The sequence below is a fragment of the Methanoregula sp. genome (assembly GCF_041663825.1).
Lineage (GTDB): Archaea > Halobacteriota > Methanomicrobia > Methanomicrobiales > Methanospirillaceae > Methanoregula.
Window position 1 is genome coordinate 63,742 of the sequence record NZ_JBAYLY010000011.1, and the last position, 22,338, is coordinate 86,079.

20 protein-coding genes and 1 tRNA gene are annotated in these 22,338 nt (G+C 52.1%); 9 read left to right on the forward strand and 12 right to left on the reverse strand.

Annotated elements, in window-relative coordinates; all coding sequences use genetic code 11:
• Window positions 1–196 precede the first annotated feature (196 nt).
• Window positions 197–505, forward strand: a complete 309-nt coding sequence (locus WCX19_RS07060; RefSeq protein WP_373006558.1) for a two-CW domain-containing protein — start codon at window positions 197–199, stop codon at window positions 503–505.
• Here the strand turns inward: WCX19_RS07060 and WCX19_RS07065 are convergent.
• A complete protein-coding gene (locus WCX19_RS07065) occupies window positions 499–1,791 on the reverse strand; it encodes a response regulator (RefSeq protein ID WP_373006560.1) in 1,293 nt (430 codons plus the stop codon). The genes WCX19_RS07060 and WCX19_RS07065 overlap by 7 nt on opposite strands.
• A gap of 372 nt (window positions 1,792–2,163) precedes the next feature.
• On the opposite strand from WCX19_RS07065, the gene WCX19_RS07070 reads away from it, so the two are divergent.
• The 8 genes from WCX19_RS07070 (at window position 2,164) to thiI (ending at window position 9,041) form a co-directional block, all read left to right on the forward strand.
• Entirely contained in the window at window positions 2,164–2,454 is a 291-nt protein-coding gene (locus tag WCX19_RS07070) for a hypothetical protein (RefSeq protein ID WP_373006562.1), read from the forward strand.
• 374 nt (window positions 2,455–2,828) lie between these two features.
• Window positions 2,829–2,899, forward strand: a tRNA-Cys gene (locus tag WCX19_RS07075).
• Between the two features lie 13 nt (window positions 2,900–2,912).
• The gene (gene pscS / locus WCX19_RS07080) at window positions 2,913–4,286 is read left to right on the forward strand and encodes an O-phospho-L-seryl-tRNA:Cys-tRNA synthase (RefSeq protein WP_373006564.1); all 1,374 of its coding nucleotides are present in this window, start codon (window positions 2,913–2,915) and stop codon (window positions 4,284–4,286) included.
• Between the two features lie 83 nt (window positions 4,287–4,369).
• Window positions 4,370–5,665: an O-acetylhomoserine aminocarboxypropyltransferase/cysteine synthase family protein gene (locus WCX19_RS07085; RefSeq protein ID WP_373006566.1), complete on the forward strand. Its 1,296-nt coding sequence runs from the start codon at window positions 4,370–4,372 to the stop codon at window positions 5,663–5,665.
• Window positions 5,666–5,676: 11 nt separating this feature from the next.
• On the forward strand, window positions 5,677–7,155 hold the full coding sequence (locus WCX19_RS07090; RefSeq protein WP_373006596.1) for a homoserine O-acetyltransferase: 1,479 nt from the start codon (window positions 5,677–5,679) through the stop codon (window positions 7,153–7,155).
• Window positions 7,152–7,634, forward strand: a complete 483-nt coding sequence (locus tag WCX19_RS07095; protein ID WP_373006568.1) for a DUF1890 domain-containing protein — start codon at window positions 7,152–7,154, stop codon at window positions 7,632–7,634. The genes WCX19_RS07090 and WCX19_RS07095 overlap by 4 nt, the downstream gene beginning before the upstream one ends.
• Entirely contained in the window at window positions 7,613–7,921 is a 309-nt protein-coding gene (locus WCX19_RS07100) for a DUF1894 domain-containing protein (RefSeq protein WP_373006570.1), read from the forward strand. Before WCX19_RS07095 ends, WCX19_RS07100 begins: the two co-directional genes overlap by 22 nt.
• Window positions 7,922–7,928: 7 nt before the next feature.
• Window positions 7,929–9,041, forward strand: coding sequence for a tRNA uracil 4-sulfurtransferase ThiI (gene thiI, locus WCX19_RS07105; RefSeq protein WP_373006572.1), 1,113 nt, complete (start codon window positions 7,929–7,931; stop codon window positions 9,039–9,041).
• 8 nt (window positions 9,042–9,049) lie between these two features.
• On the opposite strand, the gene WCX19_RS07110 is transcribed toward thiI, so the two are convergent.
• The 11 genes from WCX19_RS07110 to WCX19_RS07160 all read right to left on the reverse strand — a co-directional run.
• Window positions 9,050–10,381: a Fic family protein gene (locus WCX19_RS07110; RefSeq protein ID WP_373006574.1), complete on the reverse strand. Its 1,332-nt coding sequence runs from the start codon at window positions 10,379–10,381 to the stop codon at window positions 9,050–9,052.
• A gap of 653 nt (window positions 10,382–11,034) precedes the next feature.
• The gene (locus WCX19_RS07115; RefSeq protein ID WP_373006576.1) at window positions 11,035–11,583 is read right to left on the reverse strand and encodes a YgjP-like metallopeptidase domain-containing protein; all 549 of its coding nucleotides are present in this window, start codon (window positions 11,581–11,583) and stop codon (window positions 11,035–11,037) included.
• Window positions 11,567–13,420, reverse strand: coding sequence for an HsdR family type I site-specific deoxyribonuclease (locus WCX19_RS07120; RefSeq protein WP_373006598.1), 1,854 nt, complete (start codon window positions 13,418–13,420; stop codon window positions 11,567–11,569). The genes WCX19_RS07115 and WCX19_RS07120 overlap by 17 nt, the downstream gene beginning before the upstream one ends.
• A complete protein-coding gene (locus tag WCX19_RS07125; protein WP_373006578.1) occupies window positions 13,375–14,592 on the reverse strand; it encodes an HsdR family type I site-specific deoxyribonuclease in 1,218 nt (405 codons plus the stop codon). Before WCX19_RS07125 ends, WCX19_RS07120 begins: the two co-directional genes overlap by 46 nt.
• Entirely contained in the window at window positions 14,589–15,473 is an 885-nt protein-coding gene (locus WCX19_RS07130) for a HEPN domain-containing protein (protein ID WP_373006580.1), read from the reverse strand. Before WCX19_RS07130 ends, WCX19_RS07125 begins: the two co-directional genes overlap by 4 nt.
• 3 nt (window positions 15,474–15,476) lie before the next feature.
• Window positions 15,477–16,748 (reverse strand): restriction endonuclease subunit S, encoded by a 1,272-nt coding sequence (locus WCX19_RS07135; RefSeq protein ID WP_373006582.1) that lies wholly within the window; start codon window positions 16,746–16,748, stop codon window positions 15,477–15,479.
• Window position 16,749: 1 nt separating this feature from the next.
• A complete protein-coding gene (locus WCX19_RS07140; RefSeq protein ID WP_373006584.1) occupies window positions 16,750–18,633 on the reverse strand; it encodes an SIR2 family protein in 1,884 nt (627 codons plus the stop codon).
• Window positions 18,617–18,862 (reverse strand): hypothetical protein, encoded by a 246-nt coding sequence (locus WCX19_RS07145; protein ID WP_373006586.1) that lies wholly within the window; start codon window positions 18,860–18,862, stop codon window positions 18,617–18,619. Before WCX19_RS07145 ends, WCX19_RS07140 begins: the two co-directional genes overlap by 17 nt.
• Window positions 18,859–19,941: a virulence RhuM family protein gene (locus WCX19_RS07150; RefSeq protein ID WP_373006588.1), complete on the reverse strand. Its 1,083-nt coding sequence runs from the start codon at window positions 19,939–19,941 to the stop codon at window positions 18,859–18,861. Before WCX19_RS07150 ends, WCX19_RS07145 begins: the two co-directional genes overlap by 4 nt.
• Window positions 19,941–21,725 carry an N-6 DNA methylase gene (locus WCX19_RS07155; RefSeq protein WP_373006590.1) on the reverse strand — a complete coding sequence of 595 codons (1,785 nt, stop codon included), beginning with the start codon at window positions 21,723–21,725 and terminating at the stop codon, window positions 19,941–19,943. The genes WCX19_RS07150 and WCX19_RS07155 overlap by 1 nt, the downstream gene beginning before the upstream one ends.
• Before the next feature lie 312 nt (window positions 21,726–22,037).
• Window positions 22,038–22,338, reverse strand: a 301-nt coding sequence (locus tag WCX19_RS07160) for a hypothetical protein (protein ID WP_373006592.1), incomplete at its 5' end; no start/stop codon positions are given.

Consider the following 22,338-nt stretch of genomic DNA (forward strand, 5'->3'; position numbering starts at 1 on the left):
GTTGACAGTGCCCGGAAACACCCGGGCATATCGTGCAGGTAAAAAAGAGAAAGAACACGCCACCGGTTCCATGGGCAACCACGACAACCGGGCACCCGGGAGGTCAGGTATCTGATGCGGCACGATAAAGTACTCCGCACCAGACCCGTTCCCCGGGCTGATGCGCCCTGACACGGCACAAAGGAGGTAACTATTCATGGCAAAACAGAACTGCTGGGAATTCAAGAAATGCGGGCGCGAACCCGGGGGGGCAAAAGTCGCCGAACTCGGGATCTGCCCGGCATCCACGGAGACGCAGACCGACGGCGTCAATGGCGGCAAAAATGGCGGTCGTGCATGCTGGGCACTCACCGGCACGATGTGCGGCGGAAAGGTACAGGGAACCTATGCCGCAAAGATCGGTAACTGCCTCAACTGCGAGTTTTACCAGACCGTTCAAAGGGAAGAAAAGCCCAGGTTCGAAACTACGGCAAAGATCCTTGCCCGGCTCAAAAAGGATCAATAAATATCGCTTTTTTGTGTTTCGCGCAGGAACGCCCAGATATACTCTTTCCCGGCATAATTCAGGTGGTGGGCGGTGATCTGCACCGGGACAATCTCCCCGTCTTTTCGTTTCTGCCCGGTCTGAAAAATCATCGCGCCTTTTGTCCTGATATCGTTGAGATGATCCTTCCATGATCCTGATTGCGGCGGCTGGAACCGGCTGTCGATATCGGGGATTTTCATCGAGAGCATCTCATCATAGGAGTACCCGAAGATCCGGGTCGTCTTGGTATTGACGTATAAAAACCGCCCGTCCCTGTTGACCAGATATGCGGCATCGACGGCGCGGTCGATGGCAAACTGGGTGATCCCGAGCAGTTCCTCGACCTCTTCGCGTTTCTTTTCCTTCTCCATCATCTCAAGGGCAAACGAGAGATTATCGGTCAGTTCCACAAGGAGCTGGACTTCTTCCTCGGAAAAGAAGTTGGGCTCTGCGGCATGGATGGTCATCACGCCGATCACATGATCGTCAATCCAGATCGGGAACGCGGCACTGGAGCGGTACCCGCAGGAGAGCAGTTTGTTCCTCCACGGGGCGACCCCGGGATCCGTCCGGTTATCGGCGCAGATAAAATACCGGTTCTCCGCGAGGGCCATGCTCGTTGGGGCCATGTCCAGCGGGAGATCGGTCCCGGGTTCGGCAGCCATGCCCGACGCCGTTCCCGCGCAGCTGCAGTGAGCGACGGCTTCAAAACGGGTGCGGTTCCGCCGGCACATCCCGCACCATGCCATTAAAAATCCGCCTTCCGTGACGGCGATCCGGCAGGCTTCCGTGAGAAGCTCGTTCATGTTCCTGAGGTTGACGGCGGCTTCGTTCGTTTTTGAGAGCACGGCATATAGCCGGGCCAGGTGCCGGATCTGCTCTCCCGACTGCCGGCGTTCCACCGCGATACGGAGCTTGTGGGACAGCTCGGCAAACTGGGATTTGAGTTCGCCCCCCTTCTGGAGGTAGAAGTCTACGCCGTTGTTGATCGCCTCGACCACGACATCCTCCCGTCCCCGCCCGGTAAAGATGATAAACGGGAGTGCGGGGTACTGCACCCGGACCGCTTTTAAGAACTCGATGCCGTTCATCACCGGCATATCATAATCCGAGAGCACGGCGTTATAAGACGTCTGCTCCAGCCGCTTGAGTGCCTCGGGCGCGGACGTGCAGGTCTCGACCGAGAAATTACCCATTTTCTCAAGAAAAATTTTCCCGATATCCAAAAGGCCCGAATCATCATCGACGTAGAGGACGGAGATCATGGAAAATTTCCTGTAACGGTATGCACCTGTACATGGCGGAACCACAAACAGTGATTCGACGGATATTCACAATTGTTAATCCCATATGTGACGCGGTAATCAGTAATAATGGTACCACTGCGGCACGATCTGCCGCAAAATGCCGTTATATATGCGAGAAATGCATCCCGCACCCGGGGTTACAGCACGATCCTGTTCAGGATGAGGAAACCAGCTCCGGTGGGCCGGCCATATTCAGGGAGATGAGAGCGGCATTCACCGTCAGTATGTGCTTTTTTCGAGGAATGCAGCAAAATGTGCGGGTATTACAGGGTTCAAATAAAAATACGCCAGAGTATATCCGTTCACCTTCGTGAACAAGAAATACGAAATATGGCACCACAAAGAAGAAACCTCGCAACTTTTACCCTCATCATCGGGGTACTCACCCTGATCCTGGCGGTATCCGCTCTCGCGGAAAAGTCATACGAGGGACACCTGCCGGAACGAAACGACCGGGGTACCGCAGAGGCCATCGTCTCTTCGGGCATCCCTGGCGGGATATTACTCCTCTGTTCAATCGTTTCCGGCACCAACCGGCACAGACAGAGTATAACCGGCACATTTGCCAGCTTCGGGCACTCCTGTTGTCCCGCCATGGCCAGCCGGTCCATGACGATGTGATGGCAGTACCTTAACACCCGGTCTATCCGGGAGAATACGAGGTACGCCCTTTCCATATGCACCTTCCTCAATGCAACCGCAGGGTTGGAGGGGATCATTTTTGCTGGCAGGAGAACACCCGCGTCCCGGCAACCACCCGGGACGCATCTTGTATTTTAGAGATAAGTATAATATTGGGGAAATTCCTTATTCCGATTACCAGCGCGTATGATTCGCACGCGTGCAATATCTCTATCCGGCATACCCATTCCGGGTAAAAAACCGACATTTACGACGGTTATGGCGATCAGGAAAAACCCGCCGATTGGAGAATGTATAAATATTCACGATTGTTATCTAGTATGGTCGGATTCACAATCGTGAATACAGATTATGCCAGGATGGCGGAAAGGCTACGCGACTGACTGCAGATCAGTGAATCCCGGTTCAATTCCGGGTTCTGGCTTCGTGGTGTTCCCATGAGTATCAGAGTACAGAAAACATTTGAAGCACTCTTCGAGCTTGAAGAGATCCGGGGGATCTTCCGGGACTCTCTTCCTACCGGCCTTTCCGCCGAGCAGGAGGCAGCGTTCACGAAAAAGGTCTCCGACCTCAAGGCCATCATTGCAGACCTCGAGGCCGGTACCGGAACCCCAAAGGTAACGAAGATCGCAGGAACCCTCGATGTCCGTTCCCGCGAAGAACAATACATCAACATCCACCCCATCCAGGCGGCTGGACGGTTGACGACGGAAGCCCGAAAGGCGCTCATATCCTATGGTGACGGATACTCCACCTGTGATTTCTGCCGCAAACCCTTCCGTCTCGACAAGATCTCCCGGCCCGGCATCGCAGAGTTCCATGAAGAACTCGCGAAGTGGCTCAACATGGACCAGGCCCGGGTCGTCCCCGGTGCCCGTCGCGGGTTCCAGGCCGTCGCAAACACGCTCGTCAACAAAGGCGACAGCGTCATTGTCTCGGCCCTTGCCCACTATACCGAGTTTCTCGCCGTGGAAAATGCAGGCGGCCAGGTAAAGGAAGTCCCGCTCAACGACAAGCATATCGTGACCGCGGAGGCAACCGCCCAGAAGATCGAGGATGTCAAGACTGAGACCGGAAAACTTCCGGTGCTCGTCATGATCGACCACTTCGATTACCAGTATGCAAACGAGCACGAAATTACCGGGATCGGGAAAGTCGCCCACCAGTACGACATCCCCTTCCTCTACAACGGGGCCTATACGGTCGGCGTCCAGCCGGTCGACGGCAAGAAGATCGGGGCTGACTTTGTCGTCGGCTCCGGACACAAGAGCATGGCCTCGGTGGCGCCTTCGGGGGTCCTTGCGGTCAACGACGATTTCGCACCAAAGGCCCTCCGGACCACCGGGATGGTAGGGGATCTCACTAAGAGGAAATTCGGGATCAAGGAGGTGGAACTGCTCGGGTGCACGCTCATGGGCGGGACCCTGCTGTCAATGATGGCATCGTTCCCCACGGTAAAAGAACGGGTGCTCCACTGGGACGAGGAAGTAAAGAAGTCCAACTACTTCATCGACACCCTGCTCCGGATCAACGGCAGCAAGGTCCTCTCAGAGTACCCGAGGAAGCACTCGCTCACGAAGGTCGATACGACGGGAAGCTTCGATGTCGTGGCCCAGACCCACAAGCGCCGGGGCTTCTACTTCTCCGACGAACTGACCAAACGCGGTATCGTCGGCGAATTTGCGGGTGCGACCCGGACGTGGAAACTCAACACCTACGGCCTGAACTGGGACCAGATCCACTACCTTGCGGAGGCGTTTACGGAAATTGCAGATAAATACCAGATTCCTGTGGATAAAGCGGCCAGATAAGTGTAGTCCGCATCCAGTATCAGAATAAGAGAAGCCAGACGACCATAACAAAAACAGAAATAAAAAATACAGGAAAGATTACCATGACAGAGAAAAAGTTCAGACTTGGCACGATTGCCATCCATGCAGGACAGGATGTAGACCCGACGACCAGATCGAGAGCCGTCCCGATCTACCAGACCACATCGTACGTATTCAAGAACACCGAGCAGGCTGCAAACCTCTTTGGCTTAAAGGAACTCGGGAACATCTATGGCCGGCTCATGAACCCGACCCAGGATGTCTTCGAGAAGCGCGTCGCCGCCATTGAAGGAGGCACCAGTGCACTCGCTACCGGTTCGGGCGCTGCGGCAATCACCTACGCGATCTTAAACCTCACCCGCCCGGGCGACGAGATCGTCTCGGCTGATAACCTGTACGGCGGCACCTACGAGTTCTTCCACTACACGCTCCCCAAGTTCGGGCGCCATGTCGTCTTTGTGGACTCCTCAAAACCCGAGGAGTTCAAGAAAGCGATAAACTCCAAGACCCGGGCCATTTACGCCGAGACCGTAGGGAACCCGAAACTCGACACCCCCGACTTTGAGGCAATTTCGAAGATTGCCCACGACCACGGCATCCCGGTCATCGTTGATAACACGACCGGCATCGGCCTTGTCCGCCCGTTCGAGCACGGCGTCGACATCATCGTCCACTCGGCCACGAAGTACATCGGCGGCCACGGTGTCTCCCTCGGAGGAGTCATCGTCGATTCCGGTAAGTTTGCCTGGAACAACGGCAAGTTCCCCGAGTTCACCGAACCGGACCCGGGTTACCACGGTCTCAAGTACTGGGACACGTTCGGGAACTTCCCGGGCCTCGGGAACGTCGCGTTCATCTTCAAGATCCGTGTCTCACTTCTCCGGGATACCGGCGCCATCATCAGCCCGTTCAATGCGTGGACGCTCCTCCTCGGCCTTGAAACCCTCCACCTGCGGGTCCCCCGGCACTCGGAGAACGCACTCGCCGTCGCGAAGTTCCTCAAAACCCACCCGAAGGTCGCATGGGTAACGTACCCGGGCCTGCCGGATGACGCCAACCACAAACTTGCGGTGAAATACCTCAAGGGCGGCTTCGGGCCTCTGGTCGGTGTCGGTATCAAGGGAGGAGAGAAGGCCAGCAAGAAGTTCATCGACAGTCTCAAGCTCTTCAGCGACCTTGCAAACATCGGGGACTCCAAGAGTCTCGCGATCCATCCGGCGAGCACCACCCACCAGCAGCTCACCGTTGAGGAACAGGCAAAGACCGGTGTTACCCCCGACTTTGTCAGGCTCTCCATCGGGACAGAGGACATTGAAGATATCATCGAAGATCTTAATCAGGCCCTTGCCCAAGTCTAAAGAGTATGAGTATGCTCCGAGGCTCGCTAGGCATCGTTAAGACAGAACAGGTGGACCTCCCCGGTCCCCTCACTTTAGAGAGCGGTGCGGTTCTTCCAAAAGTGACGATCGCCTTTGAGACCTACGGCAAACTGAACAAAGAGAAGAGCAACGCGATCCTTATCTGCCATGCCCTGTCGGGCGACGCCCATATCGCCGGGTTCCACGAAGGGGACGACAAACCCGGCTGGTGGGACACGGTTGTCGGGCCCGGCAAGGCATTCGATACGGATCGCTATTTTGTGATCTGTAGTAACGTTCTCGGGGGATGCAAGGGCTCGACCGGCCCTTCCTCAATAAACCCCGAAACCGGCAAACCCTATGGCGCGACTTTTCCTGTTGTCACAATCCCCGACATGGTCAATGCCCAGAAACGTCTCCTCGATCACTTCGGCATCACCGAACTCTACGCGGTCGCCGGCGGGTCGATGGGAGGGATGCAGGCGCTCCAGTGGACAGTCTCGTACCCGGACATGATCAAAAAGGCGATCATCCTCGCCACAACCGGCTACTCGACGCCCCAGCAGATCGCGTTTAACGAGGTCGGCAGGAAAGCGATCATCTCAGACCCCGACTGGAACAAGGGCGACTACTACGGGAAACGGCTTCCCACGCATGGCCTCGCACTCGCCCGGATGGTCGGCCACATCACGTACCTCTCCGACGAGTCGATGCATACGAAGTTCGGGAGGGCGCTCCAGGGAAAGGATAAGGTCGGGTTTGATTTCTCGACCGAGTTTGCCATCGAGAGTTACCTCCACCACCAGGGAGACACCTTCACAAAACGGTTCGATGCAAACACGTACCTCTATATCACCAAGGCGATCGACTACTTCGACCTGACAAAGGATGGTTCGCTTACGCCCGGGCTTGCCCCGGCAAAAGCGGCGTTCTTTGTCATCTCCGTCTCGTCGGACTGGCTCTACCCGCCCTACCAGTCGCAGGAGATCGTGACGGCTCTCACGGCAAACGAACGCGAGGTGCACTACTGCGAGATCCGGTCCAACTACGGCCACGACGCGTTCCTCCTCGAATCGGGACAGATCAATTACCTTGTCACCAAGTTCCTGTCGCACACGGTGGTCGGGGACGTGATGGCCCGGGACGCCGAATGCATCGAGGAAGGTACCACGATTGCGGTCGCCGCACGGAGAATGATCCGGTGCGGTGTCAACCACCTGCCGGTGCTAGCCGCTGACGGCGGCAAACTCGTGGGGATCGTGACCTCGTGGGATATTGCAAAGGCGGTCGCGTCCAACTTCCTCTGGCTCGACGAGATCATGAGCAGGGACGTGGTCACGACCACCGAGAACGAGCCTGTGGAGGATGCGGCCCAGAAGATGGAAGCCCATTCGATCTCGGCGCTCCCGGTCGTCGATTCCGACCAGCACGTGATCGGGCTTATCACGAGCGACGCGATCAGCACCCTTGTCGGGAGACAGAACCCATGACCGATCCAGTATCACCCCACGAAAAGGCCATTATCGTACTCGGCTGCCCGGAGGTACCGGTGCAGCAGGCGCTTGCACTCTACGTTACATCCGGCCTCCGCGACCGGGGGGCGGACGTGCTCGTCACCGGGAACCCCTCGGTGCTCGGCCTCCTGAAAGTCTCTGACCCGAAAAGTGTCTACATCCAAAAGACACTCGTGCTGGAGACCTGCATCGCGGAGATCGTCGAGAAGAAACGGGACTGTACGCTCTGCATTGTTTTTGCGCATAACGACGCGGCCATCGCGTACGCGGCGACCCTGCGCCACCTGCTCCCGGGGAGCCGGTTTATCGTTGTCGTCTTCGGGAAAGACCCCGAACCGCTCGCAGCGGAGATCAATTTCCCCTGCGAGACCCTTGTAGAAAAAGCAGTGCACAACCCGGCGCAGCTCAAGGCGAAGATCAACAAGGTGCTTGGATGGGTTGTATCGAGAGTCTGAAGTATGAGAAGATCCTCCCGCTGGGTGCTTCTTTTAAGGAGTGCCGGGAGTACGTGGAGAAGAACTACGCCGAGGTCTGGTACGTGGAACCGGGGTACAAGCTCTTCGACGAGTACATCATCGGGCTCCCACCCATCGCGCTCGGGATCGAAGAGGGAACGAAGATCACGTTTCCCTACACGAAACCCTGCCACGGGACCTATCTCCTGCGGATTGAAGGACAGGAAGAAGTTGAACGAGTCCGGAAAACGGCAAAGACGAAAAAACAGGCCGGTAATATAAGGTGAAATTGTAATGTCGAAGAAATGGCTGGTCAGGTATTCGGAGATATTTTTGAAGTCGGATCCGGTGCGCCGGCAGTGGGAACGTGTCCTGATGAACAACATCCGGCTGCTGATGCCGGACTTAAAGATCCAGAGCGAACGGGGCAGGATCTGGGTCAACGGCGATGTCGATCCCGAAAAACTCCGGCACGTCTTTGGGATCGTCTCGTTCTCGGAGGTCGAGCATGTACCCCACGACGTACCGCTCGAAACCGCCCTCATCGAATACGGCCGGACCCACGGCCTTGCCACGGCAAAGACGTTTGCGCTCCGGATTAAAAGGGTGGGCAAACACGCATTTTCCTCGAACGATAAGGCGATAGAACTCGGCGATATCGTCCGTAAGGCATTCCCGCACCTGAAGGTAAACCTCGCCGCTCCCGACGTGGAGATCCATGTCGAGATCCGGCAGGACGAGTGCTACCTGTACGACACCGTGATAAAAGGCGTCGGCGGCCTCCCGCTCGGGGTCGAAGGGACGCTTGTCGCGCTCGTCTCGGGGGGCATCGACTCTCCCGTAGCGGCGTGGATGATGATGAAGCGGGGCTGTAAGATCGTGCCGATCTTTGTTGCGCTCGATTCCTTCCTTGACGAGACGGTGCTTGCCCGGGCAGAACGGGTGGTGGAGATCCTGCGCCAGTACCAGCCCGACATCCAGCTCCGGGTGATCCACGACCCGTACTTAGCGGCGGCAAAAAAGGAACTCACCCGGAACCACCAGGAGAAGTATACCTGCCTCTTCTGCAAGCGCCGGATGTACCGGATTGCTGAGAAGGTCGCAGCGGAGGTCGGGGCAAAGGGCGTCGTGAATGGCGAGTCGCTCGGGCAGGTGGCAAGCCAGACGATCGACAACCTGGTTGTCCTCTCCGATGCAGCAACCATCCCGGTCTACCGCCCGCTCATCGGGTTTGACAAGGTGGACACGATGCAGCTCGCCCGGGAGATCGGGACCTATGATGAGTCCACGAGCAAGGCGACGGGGTGCAAGGCGGTGCCTAAGGGGCCTTCGACCAAGGCTCAATTAGCGGAGATTCTTGCAATCGAGCAGGCGCTGGAAGCGACGAAGATGCCGCTGCCGGTTTGAGCCGGGGTTTATCGCCGGGCCTCAGTTCGGTACATGAAAACCTGCCGTTTCCCGTCCTGATACTTTTTGAGTTTTCCTTTTTCCTCAAGCAGGAGGAGATCGGTTCTTGCCGTCGGTAGCGATACTTTGTACTTCCCGGCAATCTCGCTGATCGCGTAGTACCGTGTCGGGTGACGAATGAAATCCCGGAGGATCTCTGCCTGCCTGAAAGAGAGATCCGGGATTTGTTCGACGAGACTTAAGGATTCTGTTTCCTCCTCTTTCTTATGGACAAGGTACTCTTTCAGGGCGTCCAGGGCCCGGCTGATGATATGAATATTAAAATCGATGAAATAGGTCATATCGTTGTTGTCCGTCTCGGTCAACTGGTAGGCACGGGTGTACTGAACCGGGGCGTGGACAAAGATCCGTGAGATCGAGATGTATTCCAGCAGATCATAGTGGTGTTTGAGGGCATACCAGTAGAAGAGCGCCCGGGCAGTCCTCCCGTTCCCGTCATTGAACGGGTGGATGTACCCGATCAGGAAATGGAGGATGATCGCTTTGACAATCGGGTGGATAAACTCGTCGTCCTCATTCGCAAACATAATGAGGTCATCGATCATCGCCGGGATCTTTGCTACATCCGGTGGGTAATGGTAGATCTTTGTCGGATCAGCTTTGCTGCCGACAACAATATCATCGGTAGTCCGGAAGTCCGTCTCGTCACTTTCGCTCTCAAGCGTCTCCTGGGTAATCTCGCGGTGAATTTCAAGGATAAGTTCACGGGACAGCGGCTGATCCCGCAGCTCCTTGAGCCGGCTGATCGTCTGGTAGTTGTTGACGATCATCTGTTCCGAGGTGTTTTTTGGTTTTCTTTTCTCGCGCAGGATCTTCTTTGCTGCCATCCGGGTCGTGGCAGCACCTTCGAGCTGGCTGGATGCGATGGCTTCCTCCATCAGGGAGTTGATGAGGTACTGTTGCTTGTTTGCCGCGCTCGGGAATTCCCCAAAGAGCCAGTCGAATGATGCCGGGGAGGCCTTGTCGATGCGATGGAGTTGTTTCTGGAATTTTTCCGGGGTACAGAAGGGGAATTTCTCGTCGCCAATCCGGATTTCGCGGTACTTCGTACTGCGGATGGTGCGTATCACGAACCAGAACGTTACAGGATCGTAAGGGAGGTTCTTTCGCCTCAGGTCGTCCCAGTGGATATACTCCTGCTCGTTGTATTTCCGGATCAGCCTGCGTATTTCCTCGGATTCTTCATCCTTCTGGTTCACTTTGTTGGCCAGATCATTATACTTGTCAAGATAATCCGACCATACCCTACCGAAATCCGGCGGCTTCTGAGGTTTTTTCATCCCGCACCCGAACTACCACGTGTCTGTCAGAACCTGTAAATTTTTGTAAAATTTTCAGGTATTTACAGATTGGTTGGTGCGGAAGAACAAAAAGGTTCTGTAAATGAAAGTAAAATTTTCAGGTAAAAAGGGCGGTCCCTTAACCACACCGCTTAAACCGCACCGGCATTGATCATGGGCACCTGATCCCAGATCCTGCCTTCCAGTACCCGGCCAGCGTGTTTCCTGAAATACTCCGCTCCGCATCCATGTTGTTGCGGAGCGTTTCAGCGGTCGCCCCGACCGATTTTGAAAATGATCGGTCCGGCCATTTTTTCTGTTGAGTAGGAGGCAGGGGGAGGGGGGGTGACCTCAAATCCGCGTGGATCAAAGGTCGCCCCGACCAATGATCCTGATCAGTCGGTCCGGCCTCTGATCAAGTACGGTCGGGGCGACCCCCCGTTCTCGTCTGACCATTCAGTGGAAATACAGGTCGTGGTACTGGAAAAAAAGAAGTCGCCCCGACCGATTTTGAAATTGATCGGTCCGACCAGTTTTTCTGCTGATTGGGAGGTAGGGGGGAGGGGGGCGACCAATTTTTTTGGAGGGAGGGGTGACCCCCTTGCCCTTATTGAAAAAGGAAGGGTGGGTGATCGAGCTGAGGGAAAGGTCACTTATTTCATTTTATGAATCAGGAACCAGTACGAACAGAGCTGTGTTTCCAGTTCTTGAGGCTTATCGAACTTCTGGTTAATGTATTTCCAGAACGATTCATCGTGTTTTCTGTGGATAAGATGAAGCATCTCATGGAACAGGACATACCTGATCAGAGATTCCGGAAGGAACTGCACATCTGTGTTGACGGTTATGCATCCCCTCCTGCTACAGCTCGCCCATTTGGTCACCATTTTTTTCGTAATGATCCGTGTCGGGGAACACTCAAGCTCCCGGGAATATTCATCAATTAACCGGAGAGTCAGTTCCAATAATTCTTCCCGGGAACGGGATTCAGGTTCGATATTCCCGGATGCTTCCAGAGCCGCCCGGATATAGTCATATTTTTTTGATATCCAGCCCCGGTGTTTCTCCAGTATCCTCTTTTCATCCTGACCCTTTGGGAGAACGACAAGCAGGCTCCCGGTTCTGAACTCCAGGCGGGGATACCGGATATTCCGGTGTGTAACCGAATAGGGAACAGAACCGGCTTCAGCTCGTGCCTGCATAGTTCTTCACACTCTCTATGAGCCCGATGTAGAGTTGATCGATCTCCTCAATGCTCTTTCCTTCCTGTTTTCCGTACCTGCGGCAGAACCGGCGGATCTCCTGCTCAACATTCTTCTTGGCGCTGATCTGGGATATCCACCCCGGGAACATCGATTTTTCAAGATCCCCGGACAATTGTCGGATATCGTCAGCAAGCGCCGGATCCTGGCCCCAAGACTGCTCAATTTTTAAAAACATAGAATATTCGAATTCTGATAGTCCCATCTGGATTCGACGGGCATTTAACTGTTGCATCTCCTGGATGATCGCTGCCCCGTCACGGTAAATCGTCTCGTAATCCCGGGATTTCTCTTTCCATTCACGGATGATCTTTTCCACCCGTTCAAGAAGGGACTCAAAGACAGGTGTCTGATGGCGGTCAACGAGGACGAGGCGGTTAAGCGTAAAGACAATGTTTGCCGCTTTTTCACGGGTACTGTCGCATTTCTTCTCAAGGGCCTCAAGGTACTCTGGTCCGAATTCGATGATGGGGAGACTGTTTTCGATGGTGCTGATATCTGTCGTTTTATGGACATACCTGACGGTCTTGTCAAAATATTTCTGGACGTAAGTATCGTAATCGGGCTTGTCCCGGAGGGCCATCCGGATATAATACGAATAGATTTCGGAGAACCATTTGTACTGTTCGAAATATTTGAGTTTTATCTGGTGAGGGCCGAGGAATTCAAAGACCTTTCGCATCTCCCGGTAGGTATCAATAAATTCCTCCGCTGCATTATTGTCCGAAGAGAGGAGTTCGATTGCCGAGAGGAACGTGTCCCGGTCATAAGATCCGATGCGGATCCCGGTAAAAATATCTGTAAGCGTCTTCATCAGGGCTTCGAATTCCTGTACAATCTGGTCCGTGGAGAACAGTGCGCTGGAGATATCGGTCTCATTATAGTGTTCGAGGGCTTTTTTGAAATCCCTGAGTATGCCGACATAATCGAGAACGAGGCCGGCTTTTTTGATGCCCTTGTACGGTCGGTTGGTTCGGGCTATGGCCTGGAGGAGCCGGTGTTCACGGAGCGGTTTGTCGAGATACATGGTCTGGAGGATGGGGGCATCGAAACCGGTAAGAAGTTTGTCGGTGACAATAAGGATTTTCGGTGTCTCTTCCTCGCGGAATTCCTCCCGGGTCTTGTCGTTGATCTCCTCCGTGCTGTACCCGGGGTTTGCCTCCATGACGCCCTGTTTATAGGTATCAATCACGGCGTCCCGTTCATCGTCCCGGTAGGTCATGACAATCTTGGAATATTCCGGGGAGAGAAGTTTGTCGAGTTCCTGCTTGTAGATACCACATGCCCTGCGGCTCACCGCTACGACCATCGCTTTGTACTTCCCGTCGACATTTTCCCGGAAATGGGCGGCAATGTCCTGTGCAATTGCAGCGATCCTTTTCGGGTTCTCCAGATAGACCTTGATAATATTGAGGCGTTTTTTCACGCCCTCTTCAACGGGCTGGCGGTAGCCTTCAGGGATCTCTTCGAGCTCGGTCTCCAGGAAGATCCGGAGCATCTCGCGGTCAAGGTGGATCCCGGCCTCTTTTTCAAGGCGCGGCTGGTAGACGATCTTTACGGTAAACCCGTCCTCGATCGATTCACGGATGAAATACTTGTCAAGATAGAGTTCCCCGTCTGCGGGATAGCTGAACTCCGTGTAGGTATCCTTCCCGATCTTACTCACCGGTGTCCCGGTCAGGGCAAAGAAGAAGCCATTCTTGAAGATTCCCTGCCGCATCTGGGCGGCCATCAGGCCGTACTGCGAGCGGTGGCCCTCGTCAATGAATGCGACGATGTTTTTTCGGGTCGTGACATTTTCGCCGGCAGGTTCTCCAGTTCCTTCTGGAGCCCGGAAAGTTCCTCGGGCCGGAACTTGTGGATGAGGGTGATCATAATCCCCCGCCGGCCTTTCCCCTGGTCGGCAGAAAGTACTCTTTTTAGTTCCCCGATGTTGCCGATGACCTCGGGTTTTGTGAGAGAGAGCGCAGTATACTCCTCGTACAGCTGGTCCTCCAGATCGATCCGGTCGACAATAAAGAAGATCGAGGGATTGTCCAGGGCGGGGTGGTGGTAGAGCTTGTTTGCGGCAAAGATCATCGTGAGGGTCTTTCCCGAACCCTGCCAGTGCCAGATGAGCCCTTTGTTCTTTGTTTCCTTTCCGGCCAGGTTATCGAGAACCCGGTTGACCATCTTGTTTGCCGCACGGTACTGGATATACCGGGCAATGACCTTGGTCTCCTCGCCCATCTCCCTGCGCATGAAGAGGAAATGACGGAGGATGTCGAGCAGGCAGGCAGGCGCAAGCATTGAAATCGCGGCATCGTGCGGCTCCTTGCCCTCGATCTTCCATTCGTCGGTCTTTACCTCGTCAAGCCATGGGACGATCGGGAAGAACTTCACGATCTGTTCGGCGGCCATCCCGATCTGGACATACTTGTAGAGCTCCGGGACGATCTTCTTGTATTCCCGGATCTGGGCGTATGCCTTGTGCCAGTCTTCCGTGAGGCTTGCCGGGTCCTTGCACTCTATATTGACGAGCGGGATTCCGTTGATATAGAGGAGAATATCGTTCCGGATCCGGTCTTTTCCCCCCTCGTGGATAACCTGCCGCGAGACGACAAATTCGTTATTTTCGAGGGTATCGTAATCGAAAAGCCGGATATATTCCACGGTCCGGCTCTTCTCGAAGCGGACCGGGATGCCCTCTTTCATGAACCGGAGGATCTGTCGGGCGGATTCAATACCCGGGCCCCGGCTCTGGAGTTCCCGGACGGCGAGCCAGATCTCCTTCTCCCCGATCCCTATCCCGCTGTTGATTTTTTTTATGGCGCGGATGAGTGGGTTAACGAGGAGTGGTTCCCTGTAACTCTCCCGCTCCAGCTGATCGGCCGGGGTCAGCGTCCAGCCGGTTGCCTTCAGTTTCTCGATGAACGGGTCCTCGACGAGGATAGATTCGAGGGATTTCATGAGACGGACCTCCCTTCAGCATTTTGATAGATCTCATCTACCTGATTCAACACCCGTTCCGTAATATCTGCCAGTTTCGAAAATGATTTTATGAGAGGAAGATCCGGGGTATAAAACTCAAGGGGAACGAAATCCGGAGCGGGATATCGTGCAACAGCATGAGATTGCAATATTATCGAAAGAGGCAAAAGCGATTGAAATACTTCTATTGGAGGGACATACCGGGTAATCGCATCTTTCATTATTTTTTCATACGTTTCGAATGTAAAATCCCGATTCAATTCTTCGTTAGCCTGCTTTATTTTTTCAGGATCATTCGGAATGGCGGCACGCAGCATGTTTACGATAGAGCGTTTGTATTTACGAAATTCCGACGGGGTAATCGGTCGTGATTGTATTTTTGATTTTTCTCGTTGAGCCTCTCTGTGGAGATCCTGAAGTGACGTGATGTGTTTGTTTAATTCCTCTTGTGTGAGCCGTAATGATCCAATATCCTGTTTTAAGAGTGTGTGTATCTGGTCGAGTGCGTGATCACGTTGTCCGAGGATTTCAGCAAAATTTACCTGTTGGTTAAAGAAATTTTCTAACTGCGGGATCTTTTTCAGGTTTTCCTGAAGAGTTACCACTCTCTGTCTGAAATTTTTTGTCGATTTTTCATAAATCTTCAAAGTTTTATGGCTGATCTCCCGCCGTGCCTCGCTCTCATCGATAATCCCTAATGTTATTGAATAGGATTTCAGACCTTTTTCAACACTCTGCTCAAGGTAAAAAACAGCCTGAGGATAGTAACCGTTTTCGTGCAGGCAACGGGCAGCCTTGAGATCCTGCTGGGCAGTCGCAAGAAACCGCAATGCGGATTGCGGAACCTTTGTCTGTTCCATACTTCAGGTCACCGTCACCCTTCGTTTTCCGGTCAGGAGATCGTTCATCAGGCCCTGCTTCAAGCGTTCGTAGTGGGAGGTACGCTGGCGCTGGAGGAGGAGTTTGCTATCGATTTTCGTTAAAATAGCGATAATCTGTTGTTGTTCCGTAAGCGGAGGAATTGAGACTTTGACCTTTTTAATTTCATTAACATTGATATGTTGTTGAGCCAGTCCAGATTTTAGATTGAAAATCTGAGATTTGACTATTTGGGAATTGATATATCTACTTAGATACTCCGCAATAACCGCTATTTTTTTCGGACTAATTATAATCAAATCAATGCAGTTACAACCGTCAAATTCTTTCGGTACTACACAAGCAGTTCCTGGAGTTCCAGTTCTTACAACAAGAATATCTCCATAAAAAATCTTTGATTTTAGGAAGATACTATCGTTTTCAATCTTTGAAATAAATACAAGATCATTCGTGTTGAGTTTATCACTCAAGATATTAAATGATCTAAATGCTGGAATTCCTTGTGCGACATAATGATCTGCGGGTTTTACAACTATACCTACAGTTATCCGCTCTGAAATGTGCTCTAATGAATTGACATTCCATTCCTTCGGCACCCTCCCGACATCCGGATCCTCCTTAAATTTTGTATGCCCGATGCCCTTCGTCATCAGCTCCTGCATCACGCCTACCTTGAGCCGCTCCGTCTCGGTAATCGCCTGTTGCGAGCGCTGGAGGGCGTTGTCAACGGTGGAGAGGATGGTGGCGATCTGGCGCTGTTCGGGGAGAGGGGGAAGGGGGATATGGATCTTTTTCACTTGAGAATCATTAAGAGCAGGATATTGAGCCCCGACCATCATCCGGTTACATTGTTCAATAACTTCATTGGAGAATAGTACATTGAGTAAAAATTCCGGCTCAATATCTCCCTTGCTTCTTAACACCGCAAACCCGGTAGAACAAATTTGGTTATCCAGTTTTTTCGGGACAATTGCAAAGGCTTTGAGATACGGGCGTACCTCTGACATAATTACATCATCCGCCCGTACAATACGGCGGGCTCGCGAGGGGGCGTCTTTTCCCAAGATTATTTTTACACCCTTAATTAATCCGGTCCCATTTTCAACCGAATCGATATCGATATAAGAAAATTTATCTTGGGGATCTAGTGTAGGGTCGCGAGATTCAGGATTGATATATACGAGGTCATTCAATACAGCAATTGGCCAGATTTCGAAAGGGTCGCCATGAGCCGATAATGAGGGGGTAATTGTCATCTCAATTTTCACCTCCGACTTCACCAGCAGGCTGTATTCTGGTCAATGGCGGTACTGTCTCGTAATATTCAGCTAAATCATGATTGCATAGTTCAAACCGCTGGAAATCATGTCCGAAAAATTTTGAGTCGCCAGCCCGTGAGTTGATTTCAAGGATATATGATCTGACAGAGTGTGGTAACATCATTCGACCGCGACCACCATATCCTACGGTTTTCACCCAAGCCCGCGTCAATAAAGGATTGGTGGGATCTTTAACGGAACTTGTTCTAATTTTTCCGCCACGAGAAAGAAAACAAATCCCATAGAGATATTCGAATATATCGAATGCCGCTTCGTAGGCAATCTCGCTTGGAATTAAAGACTGGATAATCGATTGAACAACACGATAGGGATAATAATACATGTACTGTGCAGTTCCGAATCTAGCCTGATTAAATTCAATTATAAGGTGTTGATCACAACCGAAAATCGATGTGACGTTTACATACCTGAAATAAGGTGAATAATTGACATGGTTTAAATCAAATTCTCGAATAGAGGGATTTAGTAAAATTGCCTCGATTGTTTTGAGATTATATTTTTTTACTGCAGCAATCCCACTGGAATAAATAACAAGTAACGCAGGATAAAATCTCAAATTATTAAGACATTCAGATAATTTTTCAACAGATGAGAAATAAGTTGTATTTCGATGACCAATTGGAAATGGCTCTCTCCTTTCTAAATTGATCAACCTTTCAATAATATCAGATAGTAAATCTCCATATTTTTCGTTATCATAAAATGAGATTGTTGCCACCATAGCTGCCAAGGGAGCAGTCACGGTTTCAAGATCTTCAAGTCTCTGTCGATAACAAGCTTTACCATCAATATGTATATCCTTTACATATCCCTCTTTATTGAGTTCGATCAGAACTTTATCTAATTCATTGTTCACTAAATCCGGGAGTGTCAATTCAGGTCGTGACTCTTTTAATACATCTTTGACATTCTGGATTGCACGTTCAACCGTGAGCGGAGTTTTCCGCTCATGGCGGCCGAGCATGGCAATCTGGGATTCGAGATCGCCAAAGAATTCGTTTGCTGATGTAATCCCGATGGTTGAGAGATGCAGTTTTGTCCTGATCGTTTCCGGGATTTTCTCCGGGATCTCCCGGTTGCACCAGAAGGTGGCAAATCGCCTTGTTCTGTCAGCAGTGAGGAGTTTTACAAGACCGGTATCGTGTTCGCCGGACCATCCGCAGATTACAAGACCGTACTCTGAAAAGATTCGGTCAAGGTACGCTGCCAGGGAGGGAACATACTCTGCGAGATCCTTCGGTGTCAATTTCAAATCGGTACCGGGATAACTCCCGTTAACCTTTACGATCCGGCAGTGCTCTCCCGCGACTTCCATCTTCCTTGGGTCGCTCTCATAGGTTATCACGACCGGCACTTTCCCGGTTACCTGCTCTATCGCCTTTTCCAGCAGGTTATCAAAATTGGTCGTAATGATGACGCTGATAACTCCATCCCGGACAAGATGGGCAATACTCATATGGGCGGGAGTGGGTGTCGTTACCTGTGCATTACCGTTTTTTTCAGAAGGTTCGAAATATTGCCGGAGAAACGCTTCACGATCATCGGGCGATTGAGCATATTCTTCAAAAAGGCCGGTGAAGGTGGGTTCAGCATTCCCATGCGTTTCCCTGTACCAATCGATGGGTTCCCGGGGAGGGGTTATTTTCTCTCCTGCCGCTTGAAGGAGAATGTCATCGGTAATTTCTCTTGCGGTAAAAATGCCGGTATCCTGTGATATACCGGATCCGACAAGAAGAGCATATCTCCGGGGGGAGTTGTGCAACGCAAATGCAGCGGGAAGGACTTCATCGGGAGATGGCATAAGAAATCCCTCCTGTTGTTTGATCAAAGACACCGATCGTTTTGCTGGCGTCAACAAAACGATCTAAAATTGCTTGGTTTGCAATTCCGGCCGACATTCTGGTGTTTTTGGCATTTTCGGTATTATTTGGACGAGTCGGGGTTTCCAGATCGTTTCCATCTTGCGTACCAAAAAATCGAACTATCTGGAATTTCCAGATAGTTGCCGGCATCGGGACAATCCCCGTCATGCAGAACCACCGTTCTTCTTCGATTTCCCTGAAGGGAGTGCCTTTATTTCATCCACCATATGATCAAAGTCACTGGTCGGTTCGGAGGATTCCCGCAATCTCCTTCGTTGTTCGAACTGTTCGAATTCTGCTTCAGCCTTCTGATGTGCACGTTCAGCAGAGATGCGTCCGGCAGTCTGGAGAATCTCACGGTCGTTCAGTTTCAGAAAACCGTCCAGTTTCACGATCCAGTCTTCCATTGTCATGGATTTTCGCTGGCGTGCCTGGAACTCAGCAAAGTCCAAGTACTGGTTCACGATCAGGTTAAGGTTCGATATCTCTTCTTGCGTGAGGTAGTTTTTGGCAACAGTCACATCGGTCTTGTGTATCCGGCCTTTCGGGGCTTGCTTCCACGTGGTCAGCCCCATATTCGGTTTATTCCCGTTAGCCCGCTCTGCAATCAGCTCAGCAGCTGTATGTCCATGGATTGCCCAGTGCATCTTGTTCTGCACCGTTTTGAAAAAGTCCAGTGTTATCTGGTGATGGGGGTTATAATCGATACTGGTAGCATAGATATCGGTTATTTTCTGGTAGAACCGCCGCTCAGAAGCCCGGATATCCCGGATACGCTCAAGGAGCTCATCGAAATAATCTTCTCCAAGACCTGTCCCCTCTTTGAGGCGTTCATCATCCAGAACAAACCCTTTAACGACGTATTCCCGTAAACTCTTCGTTGCCCATTGGCGGAATTGTGTGCCACGAGAAGATCGGACACGATAACCAACTGCAAGAATAACATCGAGATTATAAAAATCTACAAGTCGTTCGACCTTTCTGCCACCTTCACTTTGAACTATTCGGAATTTCCGAATAGTTGCCGCGGGATCGAGTTCTGTATCTTCGTAGATATTCCGTATGTGTTCATTGATCGTGGTTACCGATTTTTGATACAGATCCGCAATTAATCGCTGAGTTAACCAAACGGATCGTTCAAACAATCGAACCTGAACCCGGGTCTCTCCACCTTCAGTCTGATAAATTATAAATTCGGATGCTGCCCGTTCAGCGTCATATACTTCAGGCAAATTTTCTTCAGCCATTATTCCCCTCCCCCGTACCCGATCTCTTTGAGATACCCGGCAATCTGATCATCTACCGCCAGTAGTTCTTTCTCCACACCCTTTATCGCAGCCCACGTCGCAGGGATATCGACTTCCTCGACCACTTTCTGCGGCGATACGTACAGCGTCACGTTCAGGCTGAAATCGTTCTTTTCGATCTCTGCGAGCGGGACTACCTTCGAGAAACCGTCAATCTCCTCCCAGGTGTCTGCCACACGGACGATCTTCTCGATGTTCTTGTCCGCGAGGATGTTGAGTTTCCTGACATCTGGATGCTTCCCAAACTCCTGTGCTGCATTGATGATAAGCACCTTATTCCGGTGCTCCTCCGGCTTGTTCTTCCAGAAAAAGAGCAGGGCACCCGGAGCTCCGGTATTATAGAAGAGTTTCTCAGGGGTCAGTATCACGCAGCCGAGCAGGTCCGCCTCAAGGATCTTCTGGCGTATGGCCCTCTCCTTGCCGCCCCGAAAGAGGCAGCCGTTATCGATAACAACCCCCACGCGTCCGTTCCCGTCCTTTGCAGAGGCAAGCATATGCTGGATCCACGCCCAGTCTGCCGACTGCCGGTTGGGGAACCCATAGGAAAACCGCTGCTTCCAGAACTCGCCTTTTTTGAGCTGGTTCTCGTCGTACATGTCCTGGTTCCACGGAGGGTTCGCGACGACGATATCGAACTTCTGTATCGTCTCGCCGTCTTTGAATTTGGGATACAGGAGCGTGTCGCCATACCCGAGCTGCACATTCCGGATATCATGAATATACATGTTCATTCGGCCAAACGCGAGGGTCTTCGCATTCGCTTCCTGCCCGAAGAGGAACAGTTGTTCAGCCGCAGAAGGACCGAAGTGATCCCTGACATGCGCATGCGCAGCAATGAGCATTCCATTCGAAGCTGACGCGGGATCATACACGCTCTCGCCGGGTTTCGGATCGAGTATACCGATAAGGGTCCTGATCACTTCCCTTGGGGTGTATACCTCCCCCTCTTTCGCCTTCTGGGGTGCAAAGTACCGGAGAATCCACTCATAGGCATCTCCGAGGATATCCGGGGATACGTGATGGAGTTTCTTCTCGCTGAACAGTTCAACCAGTTGCCGGAGGATCTCCGCATTTTCCTGGCTTTTTGCAAACTCGATAAAATCAACCGAATCAAGAACATCGCTGAGTTCTGGGTTCCGTTCGGAAATTTCCTTGAGCGCCTTTGAGAACACTTCGGGAAGGTTATTCACGGACTTCCGGATATTCTCCCAGAGGAAATCGTCCGGCAGATCGAAATCATGGTACATCGCCCGCTTGGCCTCGGCACTGGCCTCAGCTTCCGAGTACCCATCATCAAGGGCCTCTTGTTTTGTGGATTCATACTCCAGCTCCCATTTATCACTGATCCGCTTGAGAAACAGGGGCAGGAGGATGAACTTGTAATCAACACGGGTCCTGATGATATCTGCGGCACGTTTCAACAGGGCCTCAAGGTCGCCCCGGGTGAGATTGGTATCGGTTTCAAAAATCTTAGTGACCCGAGCGTCTTTGCTGATGACTTGGTAGATCTTCTTGCGTGCATCGCTATCGTCTGAGGTAACAGAAAGCAGACCTGCCTTTCGTAGCCGGGAGAGCAGGACAGGCACCTTTTCAGGAGAATCATGCTCAACCTCCCCAAGGACGTTAATGGCCTCATCGAGGCGGAAAGGCTTGTTTTCAAACCGTGCCCAGAGAGTTGAGTGCCCTTTCTCAACCCATCCGGGTAGGTTACCGTTTAAACTCATAATCACTTATTGGACTCGATTGCACATAAAACTTTTGTTAATTGTATAAACACATTGCATTTTTGTTTATGTTTTTGGTACTCACCAATATGAAAGGCGCACACTTCAAATTATCTATTTATAGGTAATTGTTTTAGATGTAGAAAAATATTGGTGTTTATTGACGCAAAGCAGTAAAAAATCAGGTGCTCTCTCCCCCTATTTGCCAAGTCATTTCCCGTCCATCCCTCCGCGGCCCATTCAGCTAACCCGCAGGTTATACCTATCCGGCTGATCTGTTACGAAAAACAGGAAGACCTGAGTAAGACCGGTTCAGGCTTCCTCGACCCGTGCGGCACGGCTGCGGGACTGGGAGCGGGCGGGCGCCGCAGGGGCCGGCGGGTGTGCCGCAAGCGGAGGCAGTGCGGCATCGTATAAGCCGGCCAGCAATTTTTCGCCAAGTCTTGTTGTGGTATAGTAGGTCTTGTTGGTATCACTGGTATCCACAAGTTGCTTTACCTTCTTTGCGACAAGGCCGCCCTCAACAAGGGATTTGAGTGCTTTGTCAATGGTATTGGGATTCGCCCTGAACTGCTTTTTTAACTGGTTGAAGTATTTATCCCCGTCAACAGCA